The sequence below is a fragment of the Arthrobacter ramosus genome, from assembly GCF_039535095.1.
Lineage (GTDB): Bacteria > Actinomycetota > Actinomycetes > Actinomycetales > Micrococcaceae > Arthrobacter > Arthrobacter ramosus.
The window spans coordinates 32,864-46,636 of sequence record NZ_BAAAWN010000001.1 but is presented as its reverse complement, the minus strand read 5'-3'; the positions used below and the strand labels follow the sequence as shown (position 1 = coordinate 46,636).

Genomic DNA, 13,773 nt, shown 5'->3' with positions numbered 1-13,773 from the left:
TAGTCCAGTGGCTGCCGAATTCTCACTCCGTCCCGCCCTGCCCACCGCTGCCGACTGGATCGCCGAACTGCGCGCCGTCGTCATGCGTCCGGATTTGGAACGGCTTGGTCGCTGGGATCCGGTCCGGGTTCGCGAGCGGTTCTTGAATGCGTTCCAGTCAGATCACACCTTCGTCATTCTCGTCGAAAAGCAACGTGCCGGCGTCATTGCTGTCCGTCCCGAGCCCGAAGCGTTGTGGATCGAACACTTCTACATCGCACCTGGATTCCAAGGGCAAGGTCTTGGATCCGGCGTGCTTCAGCGGGTCATGGGCGAGTCCAAGGACCACCGACCGTTCCGGCTCAACGTGCTCCAAGGCAGCCCGGCCCGACGGCTCTACGAACGCCACGGCTTTGTCTTGGAGACCGAGGATCCGGTAGACGTTTTCATGGTCGCAGCCTGATTTGTTGCGAATGCGGTCGTCTACGGCTCTATTGTGCTGCAAACCGGGCTATCACAGTCGCATCCGGTTTATGGAACGTTCGCCAGTCCGAGCGAACGTCGACCCACCGTGCGCGGTGGCTCCGTGCGGCCTGGATCAGCGGTCGGCCACGTTGCGCCCCTCGGTGGCGGTTGTCGAATCCAGGTCTCACAGGAGCACGACAAGCTCCCTATGTACAATCCTGTGGATGCGTGTACAACCGAAACCCACCGCGGTCACGGATGATGTGCCGAGCTGGCGACTCACCACGAAACGGGCGAAAGCGGAGACGGTGGCCATCTTCGCCGGCTTCGCCCTCTACGCGGCCTTCGGGCTTAAGCTGCTTCTTTTCTCCCGTGTACCGGGTTCGGAGCGTTCGATCAATCTCATCCCGTTCGCAAGTATCGCGAAATACGCGTTCAGCCACTCTCCCGGGACCGAGAGAGTGGCGTTCGCCAACGTCGTCGGGAACATCCTGATCTTCATCCCGCTCGGAGTCTACGCATCGTGGCTCCGACATCGGGCGGCCGCATGGCTGACCATGCTCACGGTCGCCTCGGTCAGCGTCGCCGTAGAGATCATCCAGGGCGTGTTCGCGGTTGGAGCATCTGACATCGACGACGTGATCCTGAACTGCGTCGGAGGACTCATCGGAATCCTCGCACTCTGGCTGCTCTCCGCAATCCTGCACGAGCGATCCCGAATACGGACCGCGATGGCCGGGTTGTCACTGCTTTCAATGCCCGTCTGGTGCTACTTCCTCTTCATCATCCGACTACGCATGTGAGCACAACCCACAGTTCCCCTCACAGCTCGCTCGACCTCATGATCGGCCCACTCCACTGCTCCACTGCTGAGGGTATATCCATCGGCCGGCATGGACTTGCTCCGGCGCTGACCGAGCCCCGGTTCGTCAGGCCACGCGGATGCCGTGGTCAGCGAGGAACTCGCGGGCACGGCCCATCTGGCGGTCGGCGGAGAAGGCGTACCACTGTTCGCTAAGGTTCTCGCCGTGGACGAGATCGCGGAACCGGAAGAAGGCACCTTTGCCCTCGATCGCCCGCTCCAGCCGCTCCCGGAGGGCCTTATCGTGCTGCCGTTCCGCGAAGGCCGCCATGTCTTGCCAGCCGTTCCGGGAATCGGCGCGGCTGATTCGAAGCCAACGGTCCGGCTCCTCCACCACGTTGATGGCGGCGCCCTCCCCGACCATCATCGGGTCAGTGGCGGTCTCGTCGTACACCTGCCCGGTATACAGGTCGAGGTAACCGCCGGTTGACAGCCCGGGATCCCCTTCCAAGACGACACTGAGCATGTCGAGGTCGACAGACACGGCCCTGCCTGGCGGCGGCACACCGCGCAGATACGCCAGCAGGTCCTCGGCCAGTAGTTGGTCACCAGCGCCGCCGCGCCACATCAGCCGGTTGATGACCGACAGTGCCACCGACTCGGCCTCCCGGCGTCGCTGCTCCAGGGCCATTGGTATCCCGGCCCCCACCTGCTGCAGAACATCATCGATATCGTGTCCCATCACCACTGCGAGGAAACGAGCCGCATTTGCCGCGGCGATGGCTTCCCGCAGTTCGGGCAGGTCGAACCGGGGCGCCTGCACCTGTAAGGGCCAGGCATGCAGCAACATAGGGTGCGGCTGGCTCGGTTTCCCCGGCGCCCGACCTTCCCCATCGTCACTAGCCCACCGGCGCCCGTACTGGTCCGGGATACTGCCCCAACCCCAGTACGGCAAGGGGACCCCAGGGCGGACACCCAACACTTCCAGCGGGTCCACCTTCACCTCCCCGACCACGCAACGGTGTATCCAAGCGTCACCGAGGTCAAACGTAAACTGAAACTCAGCCCCCGGCTCCAGCGTCCGGACGACCTTGAGAGCAGCAATGTCCATCGGCGCGATGATCGGGCCGCGGATCGATCCGGCCATCTCAGCTCCCGTCTCTTCATCAGTAATAACCCGGCCATCGGCCAGGGTAAACAGTGACAGGTGCGAGCGGTCCCACCGGGCGAAGGCATCATTGATGGCATTGGCGAGATCCATGAAGGTGTGCGAGGGTCCGACCGCGAAGATGCGCCCGGGCCAGGGCCACAGCTCCTCGCCACGACCCCCGAGCAGTTCCACCGTCACCGATAACCAAGTTCGTGCCATACCCAAGGATGGCACGCGCCGCGGCGCTGCCGTGGTCGGGGAACTGCAGGGCCCCCGCGCGAGCCTCGAGAGGGATGAGCTAAAACCTATGCAGGCCCTTGAATGCGACGATGTCCCTGCGATCCGGCTCTATAACAAATTCCCTGTTATCCCGTTCGAGGATCGGTGAGCGCGCAATCGAAGTCGGTGTCGATGCTCTGGTGAGACAGTGCTAGCCGAGCATCCCGAGGTATTGGGGCGGCATTTCATCGCGTGGATGAGTTCTTCGCTACCGTCGTCCCAGACGAGCACCACGAGTTCCAGCAGCCGGCCGTGGGTGTCGAAGCCGAGGCGGAGGAACCTGCGCGGTTCGTCATCATCCCAAGGGAACTGATACCAGCGGCCATGCTGCCGCCTCGATCCCGTCAGCGGAGCTGATCCCGTGCTTGTGTGCGGAGCGGCGGACGATCACGCCACGTGCGACCAAGCGGCCAGTGCGGCGCGGATCGCCTCGGACCGGTTAAGGTGCTCGCGCTCGGCCCGGGCCATCACCGCTGCAAGCTCCTCGACCGTCAGCCTTACGGGAACGACCTGAGACGCCTCCGCGCCCCTGGCAGGGCGCCCCATCCGCGCCTTCAGCTCCTCAATGTCGTAACCGGCCTCGGCTTCCTCGACCCACCCATCGATCTCGGCTTCCGAGACCTCCCGTCCATGCATCTTGCGTTCCATGCAGACAATCGTATTACGAATCTCTCCCGGTGACCAGAGGAACTGACCGTTGTCCGTAAGGGGATCCCTGAGCGGTGCGTCCGCGCCGTGACCGTGGCGTCAAGCGGTGTTTCGGATTCCCGATTTGTCGGAGATCGGGTGCCCGCAGGGGAAGGATCAACGGGTGCTTTCTCGGGCGGGTCCGGCGCGACAGAATCACTGCCGCAGTCCTGGCGACCGTTGGCATCCAATCGTGGATGCTCGATGGCCTAAGAGTCCCTTCCCGTGGCGAGGACCGGAGTTCTCCGCCGGGTGGCGACGGCACCAAGTCCTAAGGCAATGACAGCGAGTAGCGGGCTCGCGATGCTCCACCAGGTAAGGAGTGCGAAGGGCACAGTGCCAAGGGTAAGCAGCGTCATGCGCAGCAGTTTGGAGGGAACCCATGGCGCGAGGACCACGGCGATGCCGCCAACGATTCCGATTGCGGCCATCCAGCCCACACCCGTGCCCACGGCCAGCATCAATTCGAACAGGCCGAGCACGCTCACCAATCCAGAAAGCCAATGCGTCACAACGAAGTGACGTGACTCGTGTGTCTCCCCCGCTCTGACCGCGAGAACCGTCGCTGCCAGCAACAGTCCGCCGGGCAGGTACCAGAGGACCCCCACCGTCGTGAAGCACAGCAGCCCCGGGATCAGCAGCCCCATCGCCGCCGCCAGTCGGTGCGGCGTGGGGAGCGGAATTCGACCGAGGGTGACCGCGCCGACGAGTGCGACGAGACACAGACTCACCGTGAGCACGCCCAGCCCGAATGGGTTGTTCTTATAGCCGCTCCACTCCGGGATCTGGGCTCCCAGGGTGGCCTGAACTACCCCCGCGACGAGACCGAGAGCAGCGCCCGCGACCCCAAGCCACAGCGCGGTTCGCTGGCGTAGCAGCATCCCGTTCACAGAACCACATCTTTCAATGGACGCCGAGGGCTGGGTCGGGATGCCCGTACCGGAGTCCCGAGTCGGAACGCGACCAACGGCACAACTCCGGCGGGCAGAAGCTCCCGCAGGCGCGGCGCAAATGACGCGGGAAGGCTCTGTTCGTGTTCGCGATCGATCCGTTCGGTGACCTGGTTCATGTGCTGCATTCCCAGCCCTCGTGAGGTGGCACCGAGGTGAACCCGCTGCAGAAGCCTGCCACCGGCCAGCCGCAGCCGGGGGTCGTCGGCATCAGTGACGGTGACAACACCGAAAGCGGCTGCCGTTGCGGTGTGAACCGTGCGGGTCTGGTCAAGCCAGAACTGGTCACCCTCAGCACGTGAATAGGCGGGCAGGAGCTTGGCGAGGGTGAGGGTGAGCGGGGCAAGTCCCTGTCCGTCGAGCGTGACGCCGTCGCGGAACCGGTCGATGTCGTCACGGTTGTTCCTGAACCGGATGAAGAACTCCTCCGACTGGCCGCGATCCTCAATGATCGCCTGGGTGGCCTCAATCACGATCGTGCTGAAGGCCTTCTTCTCTGCCGTCGAGGTGAGCCAGTGAACCCGGACGCCGCCATCCCCGGCGGGGCCAGCCAATTCGCCAAGCACCGCATCCGCAACCTGACCGTGTTCATACGGTCCACGATTCGAGTGCCTGTCCCCGATGGCATCGTGCAGGGATGAGGATGTCGCCTCCACAGAGGTCAACGTGACCGACGCCACATGAGTGGGATCGGCCGCGGAGGGCATCAAAATCACCTCTGAGTGATACCCACGGGCCAGCAGCCCGAGTACGAGATTCTCGATGGCGCAGCCGAGACCGACGTGATGTTCCCGCCGAAGTGGATCCGTCATAGGCATCTCCCGCGTCGGATCTGCGAACACGTCGACTGCCTGCGCGGTCACGCGGAAAGCCCAGCCCTGTTGATTATGGGGACTCGCGGCCAGGATCGCCGCCCCGACCGCCCCCACCGGCGTCGGGTCGGTACGCCAGTGTGTCCAGGCGTCGTAGGGCGCGCCGGATCCAGCATCCATCACACCGTTGTCGAAAGCGCGGTAGCTGACGAGCCCCGCGGCAGTCACCAGAATCGTGGCGCCCCCCCAACCCGAGACCCCGCACAACTGAGCGGCGCGAGACTATGCCGCTTGCGTCGGAAACCATGGTGCTAGACCGGCTGCAGGCAAAACATGGGGTGGCTGACCGCTTCGAACTGGATTTTCTCGTCTGAGGAGTCGGCCGTGACGCTCCTATACGGGCCGGTGGCCGGCACGGTGCGAATGCAGGGTCGGATGACCGACAGAACTTCGACCCCGGATGCCGGCCAGGCAGTCATCGTCTCCGTCCGGCGTCCCCTGCTCAATGTGATGCTGGGATGTGCCCGCGCGTTGCGCAGCCAATTCCGACAGGCAGCCCCCGACCCGGGTGTGGTCAACAATCCGAAAACCAAATTGGCTGCGCGTTGCGAACCGTCGAGCCGGCAGGTCTTGACCATCATTTGCTCCATCTCAGGGGTTGGATAAGCTCAGGATCGCTTTCCGGCGCCCGAACCACTAGGGCACTTGGTCCCGCGGACACTGCTGTGAATCGACTTCGTGGCGCTCAAGCGGGTTACGTGCAGTCCATCTCTTCGGAGCCAAGAGCCGATCGGGCGAGTCCTGCCCAGCTGATTCACGCACCACAGTCACCTTCACGCTCCGAACGGGAACCAACGCGACGAGAGCACCCGAGGCCTTGGTCTCATGACGCAAAACTGAGCCCGAAAGCGGGTCCCCCACCGGACTCTTCGGTCTGACCGGGCACTTCGTTGAAATGCCTGAAGGCGTCCGGACAGCCGCCTATCGGCGTCGGCAGTTCCGGATATGCAGGTAGGCCATGACTATCAGCAGCGGAACATGGATGGCCGGCATGTTGTGGGCGAACCATTTCGGAAGGTAAATGTCCGTCACCGCGCCGCTTTCGGCCCCGTAGTGTTTGGCGAGCTGCGTGAGCGGACACTGGAATCCGTTGCCGGCGAACACCAGAGATTCGCCTGCTGTCATCGGTTCCCCGGAAGGGATGGGTTCCCCGGAAGGGATGGCCCGAGACAAGCCCCACAGCTGAACCTACACAGCGCAGCTGACGTTCAGGATTACCAACGGTCTCGGCGCGGCGCGCCGATCCTCAACTAAACAAAGACTTCTGCAACTAGCAAATGAAACGAACTGCGACATTCGGACGAATCGGTGTGCGTGTTACAAGACGACCCGAGCGTCCGTAAGCCGGTCCTCCACCGGACAGGCCAGGCAATGATCTGCGCTCTGAAATGTGATTGTTAACTTCGTTTGGCGGTTTTTTGCAGCTTCAAATGGCGGTTCCGGGAATCCGAGCGGGCGTCTACACCGCCAACTGCGCCGCCCGGCTTCTGGAGGTTGAGGACTCCACGGCCATCGAGGCGAGAGTTCTTGCGGTTGCGGCGGAGTGGGGTGACTTGTCCATCTGTGCCGCGGTGACCGCGCCGTCGTAGAGGACTACAAGTTGTTCGGTCAGTTGCTGCGGATGTCGCACGTTCAGCGCTGCGACGAGGTCGCCGAAGAGTTCGTGCAGCCAGGATCGATAGTTGGCGGCGGCCTTGATCTCCGGTCCGTCGGTCGGCGCCTCGGCGACAGCATTCATGAACGAACACCCGCGGTAGCCGGGCTCGGCAAACAACGTGCCGAGCGCATCGAACACCGCGAGGATCTTCTCGCCAGGATCCTTCGACTCTGCGACAGCTTCATCGACACGAGCCGTCCATGCGGCGTGGCGTCCGAGCAGGTATTCCTTGATCAGGTCGTCCTTGCCGTCGAAGTTGTAGTAGAGCGACCCCCGGGCCACGGACGCCTTTTCGATGATGCGATCGATACCTACCGCATGGACGCCCTCGTTGTAAAAGAGTTCGTCCGCCGCGGCGAGGAGCTTCTGCCTCGGCGACGGCTTCTTTTCAGCTTTCTCGACCATTTCCCAACTATATCAGACCGATCTGTCTAAATCGGCCTTGCAGATTTAGACAGGGCGGTCTAAAGTATCTTCTATTAGACAGACCGGTACATACAAGGAGCAGGAAATGTCGGATACACAGATCAGAGACCTCGAAGGCCAAACGGCCCTGGTGACCGGGGCAACCTCGGGCATCGGGCGGGCGGTTGCCGTCCAGCTCGCGGCCCAGGGCGCGACCGTCCTGGTGCATGGACGTGACGTCGACCGCGGTGTCCAGGTCCTCGAAGAGATCGAGCTCGGTGGTGGCCATGCGCGCTTTGTGGGAGCCGACATCAGCACCACCGAGGGAATCCAGGAGCTCGTTGACGAAGCCGGTGACGTTGACATCCTGGTGAACAACGCAGGGTTCTCCTGGTTCGGGCCCTCCGTCGACCTTGACCCCGGAAAGTTTGACGCGCTGTTCGACTCCAATGTGCGCGCACCGTACCTGCTCGTTTCCGCCTTCGCCCCGGCGATGGCAGCCAAGGGAAGCGGCAGCATCATCAGCCTTGCCAGCATGGCCGGACTGGTCGGCCTCGCCGGCGGGGCGGCGTACGGCGCCACGAAACTCTCACTCGTCGCACTCACACGCTCGTGGGCCGCCGAGTACAGCCCGAGCGGAGTGCGCGTGAACGCTATCGCTGCCGGACCGGTTTACACCGCATCCGATCCCGCAAGGATCAAAGCCCTCGGCGAGACCACCCTCCTGGGACGGGCAGCAGTGCCCGAAGAAATCGCGAACGTCATCGGCTTCGTGGCCTCACCCCGCGCCAGCTACGTGACCGGCGCCGTCATCGCCGTCGACGGTGGTCGAACCGCAGTCTGAATCACCCCGGCACGCCGCCCTCACGGCAGGGCAGCGGCTCACACACCAAAAAACGAACGAAGGAACCAAACCATGACAACCACCATTCTCGGAGTCAGTTTCGACACGAACAACGCCGTCGCGATCGCGACGTTCTGGGCCGGCGCGCTCGGACGGACCGTGAACGAGGGCGCATCCGAAACGTTCGCCGCGGTCGCCGTAGGCGACGGCAGCCCGGTGCTGATGTTCCACAAGGTCCCGGAGCCCAAGACCGTCAAGAATCGGCTGCATTTCGATCTGAAGGCCGGCGACTTCACTGCCGAGTCGGACAGGCTTCTCGGTCTCGGCGCTACGCAACTCACCGCCCTCGCGGACAACGGCGGCAACTGGGTGACGTTCGCCGACCCTGACGGCAACGAATTCGACCTCATCCCCGGATAGCTCGCGCGGGTGGCTGAAGCCGGCCCCTTCGCTTGCTAGAAGGCGCCGGCCACTCACCGGACCGCAACCGTGGCCGACAGGGGGTGGGGTCCTGGCCTTTGTAGGCATGGCACTCGAGGCTTTTCAGGTAGCCGCGCTTGCCCTACACGCGGGATGAGATCCAAAGGACCGTTGTCCGGAGGAACACCTCAGCAAAGGATCGGTTGCTAAGACCAGACCGCTGGCGCATTAGGGGCTGGCAGGTGCGATTTGCAGTGGTACATACCGGACTTGCGCGGAGCTAAATGTCACCCCCGGTGTTCGTTTGCCGATCCTACACCGGATACCAGGATCTTGTAGTGGGGGCGGAGGACTTCCGGGGATATCCCGCGGGAAGATCAGGATGGTTTGTCCGTACTTGCTTCCCGTCCCTCCAGGGGACCGTGAAGAGTTTACACCGGGGTTTGTGTCCACTAGGCGTGCCACGATGGCCGCGTCCTGTCTCACCCCTGCCATCAGTGCTGAGCGACGGGTGAGCATGTCGAGACTGGAGGAGGCCGACGTCTCGAGGCGCTGCCCTTGCGTCGGAGACCACGGAGGTTCCGGCGCCATTGGGCATGCGGGTCCCGGTGGTGAGGGCATCGGTTATACGGTCCATCACGCGGCCCCTATTTCCCGCCGCCGCATGGCGATGAGCGCAATGGTCGTGAGAGCGGCAGCTATGCCGAGCATCCAGAACCCGCCGCTCCAGTCGCTGCCGGAGGCCGAGGGGACGGGCGTGTGGGTGAACGGCGAGAGGTCGCGGACACTCTTGTCCAAGCCGATCATGCCACCGTAGATGCCAATCATCACTCCCAGGATGAGCGTCCCCCAGCCCAGCGGCATGGTCCAGCGCGGCCAGAGGACAAACGCGGCCGCCGGCAGTGCGAGGTAGATGAGGGCCGCGGGAAGCTGGTCGGCGGCGGTCTGCCACACGTCGGTGACGGCGTTTGAGGTGTCCCCGGACGCGATGAGAGACGCCCACGCGCCCACGGCAGCGAACGCCATGACGAGCAACACCGAGGCTGCGCCCAGGGCCAGGAAGCTTGCGAGCAAGTGGACGCGGCTCAGCGGTTGCGCCGCGAGGAGCGCTGCCGTGCCGGCCGTTTCCTCCTGCCGCAGCCGGATGATTGCCTGCAGGCAACACGCCGCGGCGAGCACCCCGGCGAACTCGAACAGTACCGAGATCACGAGCTGGGTCATGGACGTGCCCTGGGCCTGGATCATGGCGCGCAGGACGCTCGTAATTGATGGGGCGCCGTTGAGGGCCTGCTGGACCGCTGACCCGAGAGCCCCTGCGAGGAGACCGGTCGCGAGGCCGCCCAGGCACCAGCCGATGATCGCACCCTGCTGGAGCCTGAGCGCGAGCGAGAACGGCCCGCGAAGGCTCGCCCTCGCGTCGGCTCGGCTCGCCCGGCCCGCGAGGACGCTCGCGCCGATATCGCGCCGTGACATGAGGACTACGGCGGCGGCGATGCACGCCGCTCCGAGCGCAAGCGGGAGCGCGATCGGCCACAGCCGGTTGCCCGTGTAGGCGAAGGTCTGCTGGCCACAGCCGGTTGCCCGTGTAGGCGAAGGTCTGCTGGCCCCAGCCGATGGGAGAGAGCCAGCTCGGCCAAGCCGCCGTGATCACGAGGCCATCCGGGCTGACCTTGCCCGTCGCGTCGCCGAAGCCCCGCAGGAGGTAGGCGAGTGCGACGAGCGCCGACGCGATCCCGTTCGCCCCGCGCGAGGTGCTCATGAACTCGGCCGAGAGCAGCCCGACGCCCAGGAACGCGATCCCGACGGAGCCCGCGGCCGCGCCGGCCACGAGCGAACCGCTCGGTTCGAGCCCGCCGACCATGAGGCCCGTCGCGAGGGCCGCCGCCACGAGGACATTCGCGACGAACCCGTGTGCGACTGTCACGGCCAGCGGCGCCCAGCGCCCCGCAGGGGTCGCCGAGACGAGCTCGGCGCGGCCGGATTCCTCCTCGGCGCGGGTGTGCCGCACGGCGAGGAACGTGCTCATGAACCCGGCCAGAAGCGAAATGAACGCGAAGAGCGCGAAGAACGTGAACGCGCCTTCGCTCGCGCCGCGGACGAGGCCGCGGAGCATGAGAATCGCGGGGGTCGCAGTCGCGAGCCGCAGGACCTCGGCACGGGAAGCCTCGTCGCCATAGGTCTTGGGGATCGTCGTGACCGACAGGAGTGCGAGCAAGCCGATCGTGATGACCCAGATGGCGAGCTGCCACCGGTCGCGGCTGAGCCGCTGCCCGTAAAGGGTCAGGAACGTGCTCATCTCAGGTTCCCGTCCGCTCCGCGTCCCGATGACGACGGCGGAGAGTGGCGCCGTCGTGCCGTGTTGCGAAGTCGGATTCGCCGACGGCCGGAGCGACCGTCACGCCGTAGTGGCGGAGGAATAGCTCCTCGAGCGACGGCGGCGAGATCAGGAGACCCTTGACTCTGAGGGTGCCGAGCAGCGGAAGCACCTCGTGGACGCTGTCGGAGTCCGCGCCGAACTTGACCCGGCCATCGGAGACGGTCAGGTCGTGCACCTGGGCAAGGTCCGAAAGGGCATGGGTGTCGACGTTGTCGGCCGCGAAGGAGACCTCGGTGCGGGTGAGGTGGCGCAGGGCGTCGAGAGTGCCGCCGTCGACGATGCGCCCGGCGCGGATGATGCTCACCCTGTCTGCGAGGTGCTCGACCTCGGACAGGATGTGGCTCGAGAGCAGCACGGTAGCGCCGTTCTCCTGCACGAGCAGGCGGATCTCGCGCATGAAGACGGCCTCCATGAGGGGGTCGAGCCCGCTCGTTGGCTCGTCCAGCAGGTACAGCTCAGCGTCGGTTGCGAGGGCCGCGACAAGCGCGACCTTCTGCCGGTTGCCCTTCGAGTACGCCCGGCCCTTCTTAGAGGGGTCCAAGTCGAACAGCTCGCAAAGACGGGCCTTGCGGTGCCTGTAGGCGCCGCGGTCTGCGGTGCCGCCGCGAAGGCGTGAGAGGAGGTCGATCGCCTCGCCGCCGGAGAGATTGGGCCAGATGGCCACGTCCCCCGGGACACTCGCGATGCGCCGGTGGAGTTCGACGGAATGTGTCCAGGGGTCGCGGCCAAGAACGGTTGCGCTGCCCGACGACGCCCGCGCCAAGCCCAGCAGGACGCGAAGGGTCGTTGTCTTTCCCGCGCCGTTGGGGCCAAGGAAACCGTGGATCTCGCCCGCGCGGACTTCCAGGTCGAGGCCGTCAAGAGCCTTGACGTGGCTGAAGTCCTTATGTAGGCCGGCAGTCCGGATGACGGCGTCCATAAAGTTCACGGTACGCAGGTTTCAGAATCTTGTGAACGGTCAACCCTGTCGGCGACGCGCCGGGTCCGGCAGTCTATCGGCATAGCCAAGACAGATCACGCCCAGTCCGCCCGGCTCGGGTCCCCGAGGCCCCATAAGTAGGTGGCCTTTCCTTTTCCCGCGCCAGCATCTTTTGCCAGTGAACATCTCGGGGTCCTCCGGTAGGGTGCTCATCGCTCCGCCGGTCAGCTCGCCACCTTCATGCCTTAGCTTCGAGAAAACCGATATGCAGGCACTCTCTAATTCCCGTATGACCCGCCCGATTAAATGCCCGGTGAAGGTGCCCTAAACGCTACACGCCACCATATCTCGTAACCCCAGAGATACGAGCCCGGCCCGCAGCCTTTACCAAGGCCACGGCATTATCTTGGCAACCCCGGATCAGGTGGATGTTTTCATGACTTCTTCCGGTTCTTCATGAATCCGTTCTAGAGCCACTGTTCCCATACCGTTAATTGAGCCGGACCAGTCCGTCATTGTTTGGACGCTCAAAACGGCGTTTACGGAACAATCGATGGAGGTTCAAAGCTGCACCGGAACCAGCGGTTCCGAGCGCACCGGCGTCGCCAGCCCCAGGTTCTCGCGGAGGGTCGAGCCGACGTATTCCGTGGGGTACACGCCGCGTTCCTGCAGTTCCGGCACGAGATGGTTCACGATGTCATCCAGGCCCGTGGGGATGAGCCACGGCGAGATGTTGAAACCGTCCACGGCACCGACGCGGGCATATTCAGCCAAGGTGTCGGCCACGGCTGCATAGGATCCCGTGAACGTCGAATCCACCCTGGACGTCCTGGAGCTCACGAACTGCCGGATGGACAGGCCCTTCTCCTTGGCCTCGGCACGCCACTGCTCGGCGAGCTGCCGGGCTTTGGCACCGTGGAAGCCGCTCCCCCGGGTCTCGGAGGTCTCCTCCACCACAGGATCGATCTCCGGAAGCGGACCATCGGGATCGTAAGCCGACAGCTCCCGGCCCCAGAACTGTTCGAGATACGCAACTGCCTGCTGCGGCCCGATCTGCAGGCTGCGGACCCATTCCTTCTTCTCGCGGGCTTCCTCGTAGGTTGCCGCGAGGATGAACTCGCTCGCCGGCATGATCTGGACGTCGTTGGCGCCCCGTCCAGCTGCCAGGGAGCGCGAGACAATATCGGCACGGAACTCCACGGCATCATCGAACTTCGGGTGCGCCGAGAAGATGACATCCGCCTGGCGGGCAGCGAAGTCACGGCCTTCCGGTGAATCGCCGGCTTGGAACAACACAGGCCTGTACTGGGCGCTGCGAGGCAGCCGGGGCGTGACGTCCACGGAATAGTGCTGCCCGGAGTGGTGCACGCGCCGCGCATGGCCGGGACCCGCCCAGGAATCCGCAGTGACGGACGAGGAAACCGCTCCGTCCTCCCACGAATCCCAGATCCTCTTGGCCGTCTCCACGAAGGCTTCGGCATGGACGTACCGATCGGCGTGGTCCAGGTAGCCGCCCCGTCGGAAGTTGGCCCCGGTCCAGGCGTTGTCCGTGGTCACGACGTTCCACGCCGCCCGGCCGCCGGAGAGCAAGTCGAGCGAGGCGAGCCGGTGCGCGAGGTCGGCGGGATCGTTGTACGTGGTGTTCTGCGTGGCAACGAGCCCGATATTGGACGTCACCGACGCGAGCGCCGCCAGCATGGTCTGCGCGTCCGGCCTGCCCGCGACATCCAAGGCGTGGGGGCGGCCGAGGTGCTCACGCAAGCGCAGGCCTTCGCCCAAGAAGAAGGCAGCGAACAGCCCGCGCTCGGCTGTCTGGGCGATCCTTCGGAACGACTCAAAATCGGTCTGCGAACCGGATTCGGGCGCCTTCCAGATGGTGCCGGAATTGACGCCCTGGAAGAAGATTCCGAACTGGATCTTCCCGCTCGGCTGGAATTTAGCACGGTTGTGCTGTGTCATGTTCTCTC

General features: G+C 64.5%; 15 protein-coding genes. 6 read left to right on the top strand and 9 right to left on the bottom strand.

Going from position 1 to position 13,773, the window contains the following annotated elements; genetic code table 11:
- The first annotated feature begins 7 nt into the window (after nucleotides 1-7).
- Nucleotides 8-442, top strand: a complete 435-nt coding sequence (locus tag ABD742_RS00230) for a GNAT family N-acetyltransferase (protein WP_234750929.1) — start codon at nucleotides 8-10, stop codon at nucleotides 440-442.
- Nucleotides 443-668: 226 nt separating this feature from the next.
- Entirely contained in the window at nucleotides 669-1,247 is a 579-nt protein-coding gene (locus tag ABD742_RS00225; protein WP_234750927.1) for a VanZ family protein, read from the top strand.
- 126 nt (nucleotides 1,248-1,373) lie between these two features.
- On the opposite strand, the gene ABD742_RS00220 is transcribed toward ABD742_RS00225, so the two are convergent.
- The 4 genes from ABD742_RS00220 to ABD742_RS00205 all read right to left on the bottom strand — a co-directional run bounded on the left by ABD742_RS00220 (nucleotide 1,374) and on the right by ABD742_RS00205 (nucleotide 5,352).
- Nucleotides 1,374-2,507: a UPF0158 family protein gene (locus tag ABD742_RS00220; RefSeq protein ID WP_234750925.1), complete on the bottom strand. Its 1,134-nt coding sequence runs from the start codon at nucleotides 2,505-2,507 to the stop codon at nucleotides 1,374-1,376.
- 555 nt (nucleotides 2,508-3,062) lie between these two features.
- Nucleotides 3,063-3,323 carry a ribbon-helix-helix protein, CopG family gene (locus tag ABD742_RS00215; RefSeq protein WP_234750923.1) on the bottom strand — a complete coding sequence of 87 codons (261 nt, stop codon included), beginning with the start codon at nucleotides 3,321-3,323 and terminating at the stop codon, nucleotides 3,063-3,065.
- 248 nt (nucleotides 3,324-3,571) lie between these two features.
- A complete protein-coding gene (locus tag ABD742_RS00210; protein WP_234750922.1) occupies nucleotides 3,572-4,252 on the bottom strand; it encodes a hypothetical protein in 681 nt (226 codons plus the stop codon).
- Nucleotides 4,249-5,352 carry an Acg family FMN-binding oxidoreductase gene (locus tag ABD742_RS00205; RefSeq protein WP_234750921.1) on the bottom strand — a complete coding sequence of 368 codons (1,104 nt, stop codon included), beginning with the start codon at nucleotides 5,350-5,352 and terminating at the stop codon, nucleotides 4,249-4,251. The genes ABD742_RS00210 and ABD742_RS00205 overlap by 4 nt, the downstream gene beginning before the upstream one ends.
- 207 nt (nucleotides 5,353-5,559) lie before the next feature.
- Here ABD742_RS00205 and ABD742_RS00200 point away from each other — a divergent pair, with 207 nt between their 5' ends.
- Nucleotides 5,560-5,790: a hypothetical protein gene (locus tag ABD742_RS00200; RefSeq protein WP_234750920.1), complete on the top strand. Its 231-nt coding sequence runs from the start codon at nucleotides 5,560-5,562 to the stop codon at nucleotides 5,788-5,790.
- A gap of 315 nt (nucleotides 5,791-6,105) precedes the next feature.
- On the opposite strand, the gene ABD742_RS00195 is transcribed toward ABD742_RS00200, so the two are convergent.
- On the bottom strand, nucleotides 6,106-6,309 hold the full coding sequence (locus ABD742_RS00195) for a hypothetical protein (RefSeq protein WP_234750919.1): 204 nt from the start codon (nucleotides 6,307-6,309) through the stop codon (nucleotides 6,106-6,108).
- Between the two features lie 334 nt (nucleotides 6,310-6,643).
- The gene (locus tag ABD742_RS00190; RefSeq protein ID WP_234750918.1) at nucleotides 6,644-7,246 is read right to left on the bottom strand and encodes a TetR/AcrR family transcriptional regulator; all 603 of its coding nucleotides are present in this window, start codon (nucleotides 7,244-7,246) and stop codon (nucleotides 6,644-6,646) included.
- Between the two features lie 106 nt (nucleotides 7,247-7,352).
- On the opposite strand from ABD742_RS00190, the gene ABD742_RS00185 reads away from it, so the two are divergent.
- On the top strand, nucleotides 7,353-8,090 hold the full coding sequence (locus tag ABD742_RS00185; RefSeq protein WP_234750917.1) for an SDR family NAD(P)-dependent oxidoreductase: 738 nt from the start codon (nucleotides 7,353-7,355) through the stop codon (nucleotides 8,088-8,090).
- 72 nt (nucleotides 8,091-8,162) lie between these two features.
- A complete protein-coding gene (locus ABD742_RS00180) occupies nucleotides 8,163-8,510 on the top strand; it encodes a VOC family protein (protein WP_234750916.1) in 348 nt (115 codons plus the stop codon).
- Between the two features lie 636 nt (nucleotides 8,511-9,146).
- On the opposite strand, the gene ABD742_RS00175 is transcribed toward ABD742_RS00180, so the two are convergent.
- On the bottom strand, nucleotides 9,147-9,983 hold the full coding sequence (locus tag ABD742_RS00175; protein ID WP_234750915.1) for a hypothetical protein: 837 nt from the start codon (nucleotides 9,981-9,983) through the stop codon (nucleotides 9,147-9,149).
- Nucleotides 9,984-10,267: 284 nt separating this feature from the next.
- On the opposite strand from ABD742_RS00175, the gene ABD742_RS00170 reads away from it, so the two are divergent.
- A complete protein-coding gene (locus ABD742_RS00170; RefSeq protein WP_234750914.1) occupies nucleotides 10,268-10,687 on the top strand; it encodes a hypothetical protein in 420 nt (139 codons plus the stop codon).
- A 120-nt stretch (nucleotides 10,688-10,807) separates the two neighbouring features.
- Here the strand turns inward: ABD742_RS00170 and ABD742_RS00165 are convergent, their stop codons facing one another.
- Together ABD742_RS00165 and ABD742_RS00160 are read right to left on the bottom strand one after the other, a co-directional pair.
- Entirely contained in the window at nucleotides 10,808-11,806 is a 999-nt protein-coding gene (locus ABD742_RS00165) for an ABC transporter ATP-binding protein (protein WP_234751065.1), read from the bottom strand.
- A 561-nt stretch (nucleotides 11,807-12,367) separates the two neighbouring features.
- Nucleotides 12,368-13,765 carry an NtaA/DmoA family FMN-dependent monooxygenase gene (locus ABD742_RS00160; RefSeq protein WP_234750913.1) on the bottom strand — a complete coding sequence of 466 codons (1,398 nt, stop codon included), beginning with the start codon at nucleotides 13,763-13,765 and terminating at the stop codon, nucleotides 12,368-12,370.
- Nucleotides 13,766-13,773 lie beyond the last annotated feature (8 nt).

What these genes read in the sequence shown, in the direction of transcription:
- ABD742_RS00195 (WP_234750919.1), bottom strand. Translation starts at nt 6,309, where the DNA reads ATGACAGCAGGCGAATCTCTGGTGTTCGCCGGCAACGGATTCCAGTGT.
- ABD742_RS00225 (WP_234750927.1), top strand. Translation starts at nt 669, where the DNA reads ATGCGTGTACAACCGAAACCCACCGCGGTCACGGATGATGTGCCGAGC.
- ABD742_RS00160 (WP_234750913.1), bottom strand. Translation starts at nt 13,765, where the DNA reads ATGACACAGCACAACCGTGCTAAATTCCAGCCGAGCGGGAAGATCCAG.
- ABD742_RS00215 (WP_234750923.1), bottom strand. Translation starts at nt 3,323, where the DNA reads ATGGAACGCAAGATGCATGGACGGGAGGTCTCGGAAGCCGAGATCGAT.
- ABD742_RS00185 (WP_234750917.1), top strand. Translation starts at nt 7,353, where the DNA reads ATGTCGGATACACAGATCAGAGACCTCGAAGGCCAAACGGCCCTGGTG.
- ABD742_RS00200 (WP_234750920.1), top strand. Translation starts at nt 5,560, where the DNA reads ATGACCGACAGAACTTCGACCCCGGATGCCGGCCAGGCAGTCATCGTC.
- ABD742_RS00175 (WP_234750915.1), bottom strand. Translation starts at nt 9,983, where the DNA reads ATGTCACGGCGCGATATCGGCGCGAGCGTCCTCGCGGGCCGGGCGAGC.
- ABD742_RS00180 (WP_234750916.1), top strand. Translation starts at nt 8,163, where the DNA reads ATGACAACCACCATTCTCGGAGTCAGTTTCGACACGAACAACGCCGTC.
- ABD742_RS00220 (WP_234750925.1), bottom strand. Translation starts at nt 2,507, where the DNA reads ATGGATCTCGCCAATGCCATCAATGATGCCTTCGCCCGGTGGGACCGC.
- ABD742_RS00190 (WP_234750918.1), bottom strand. Translation starts at nt 7,246, where the DNA reads ATGGTCGAGAAAGCTGAAAAGAAGCCGTCGCCGAGGCAGAAGCTCCTC.
- ABD742_RS00170 (WP_234750914.1), top strand. Translation starts at nt 10,268, where the DNA reads ATGAACTCGGCCGAGAGCAGCCCGACGCCCAGGAACGCGATCCCGACG.
- ABD742_RS00165 (WP_234751065.1), bottom strand. Translation starts at nt 11,806, where the DNA reads ATGGACGCCGTCATCCGGACTGCCGGCCTACATAAGGACTTCAGCCAC.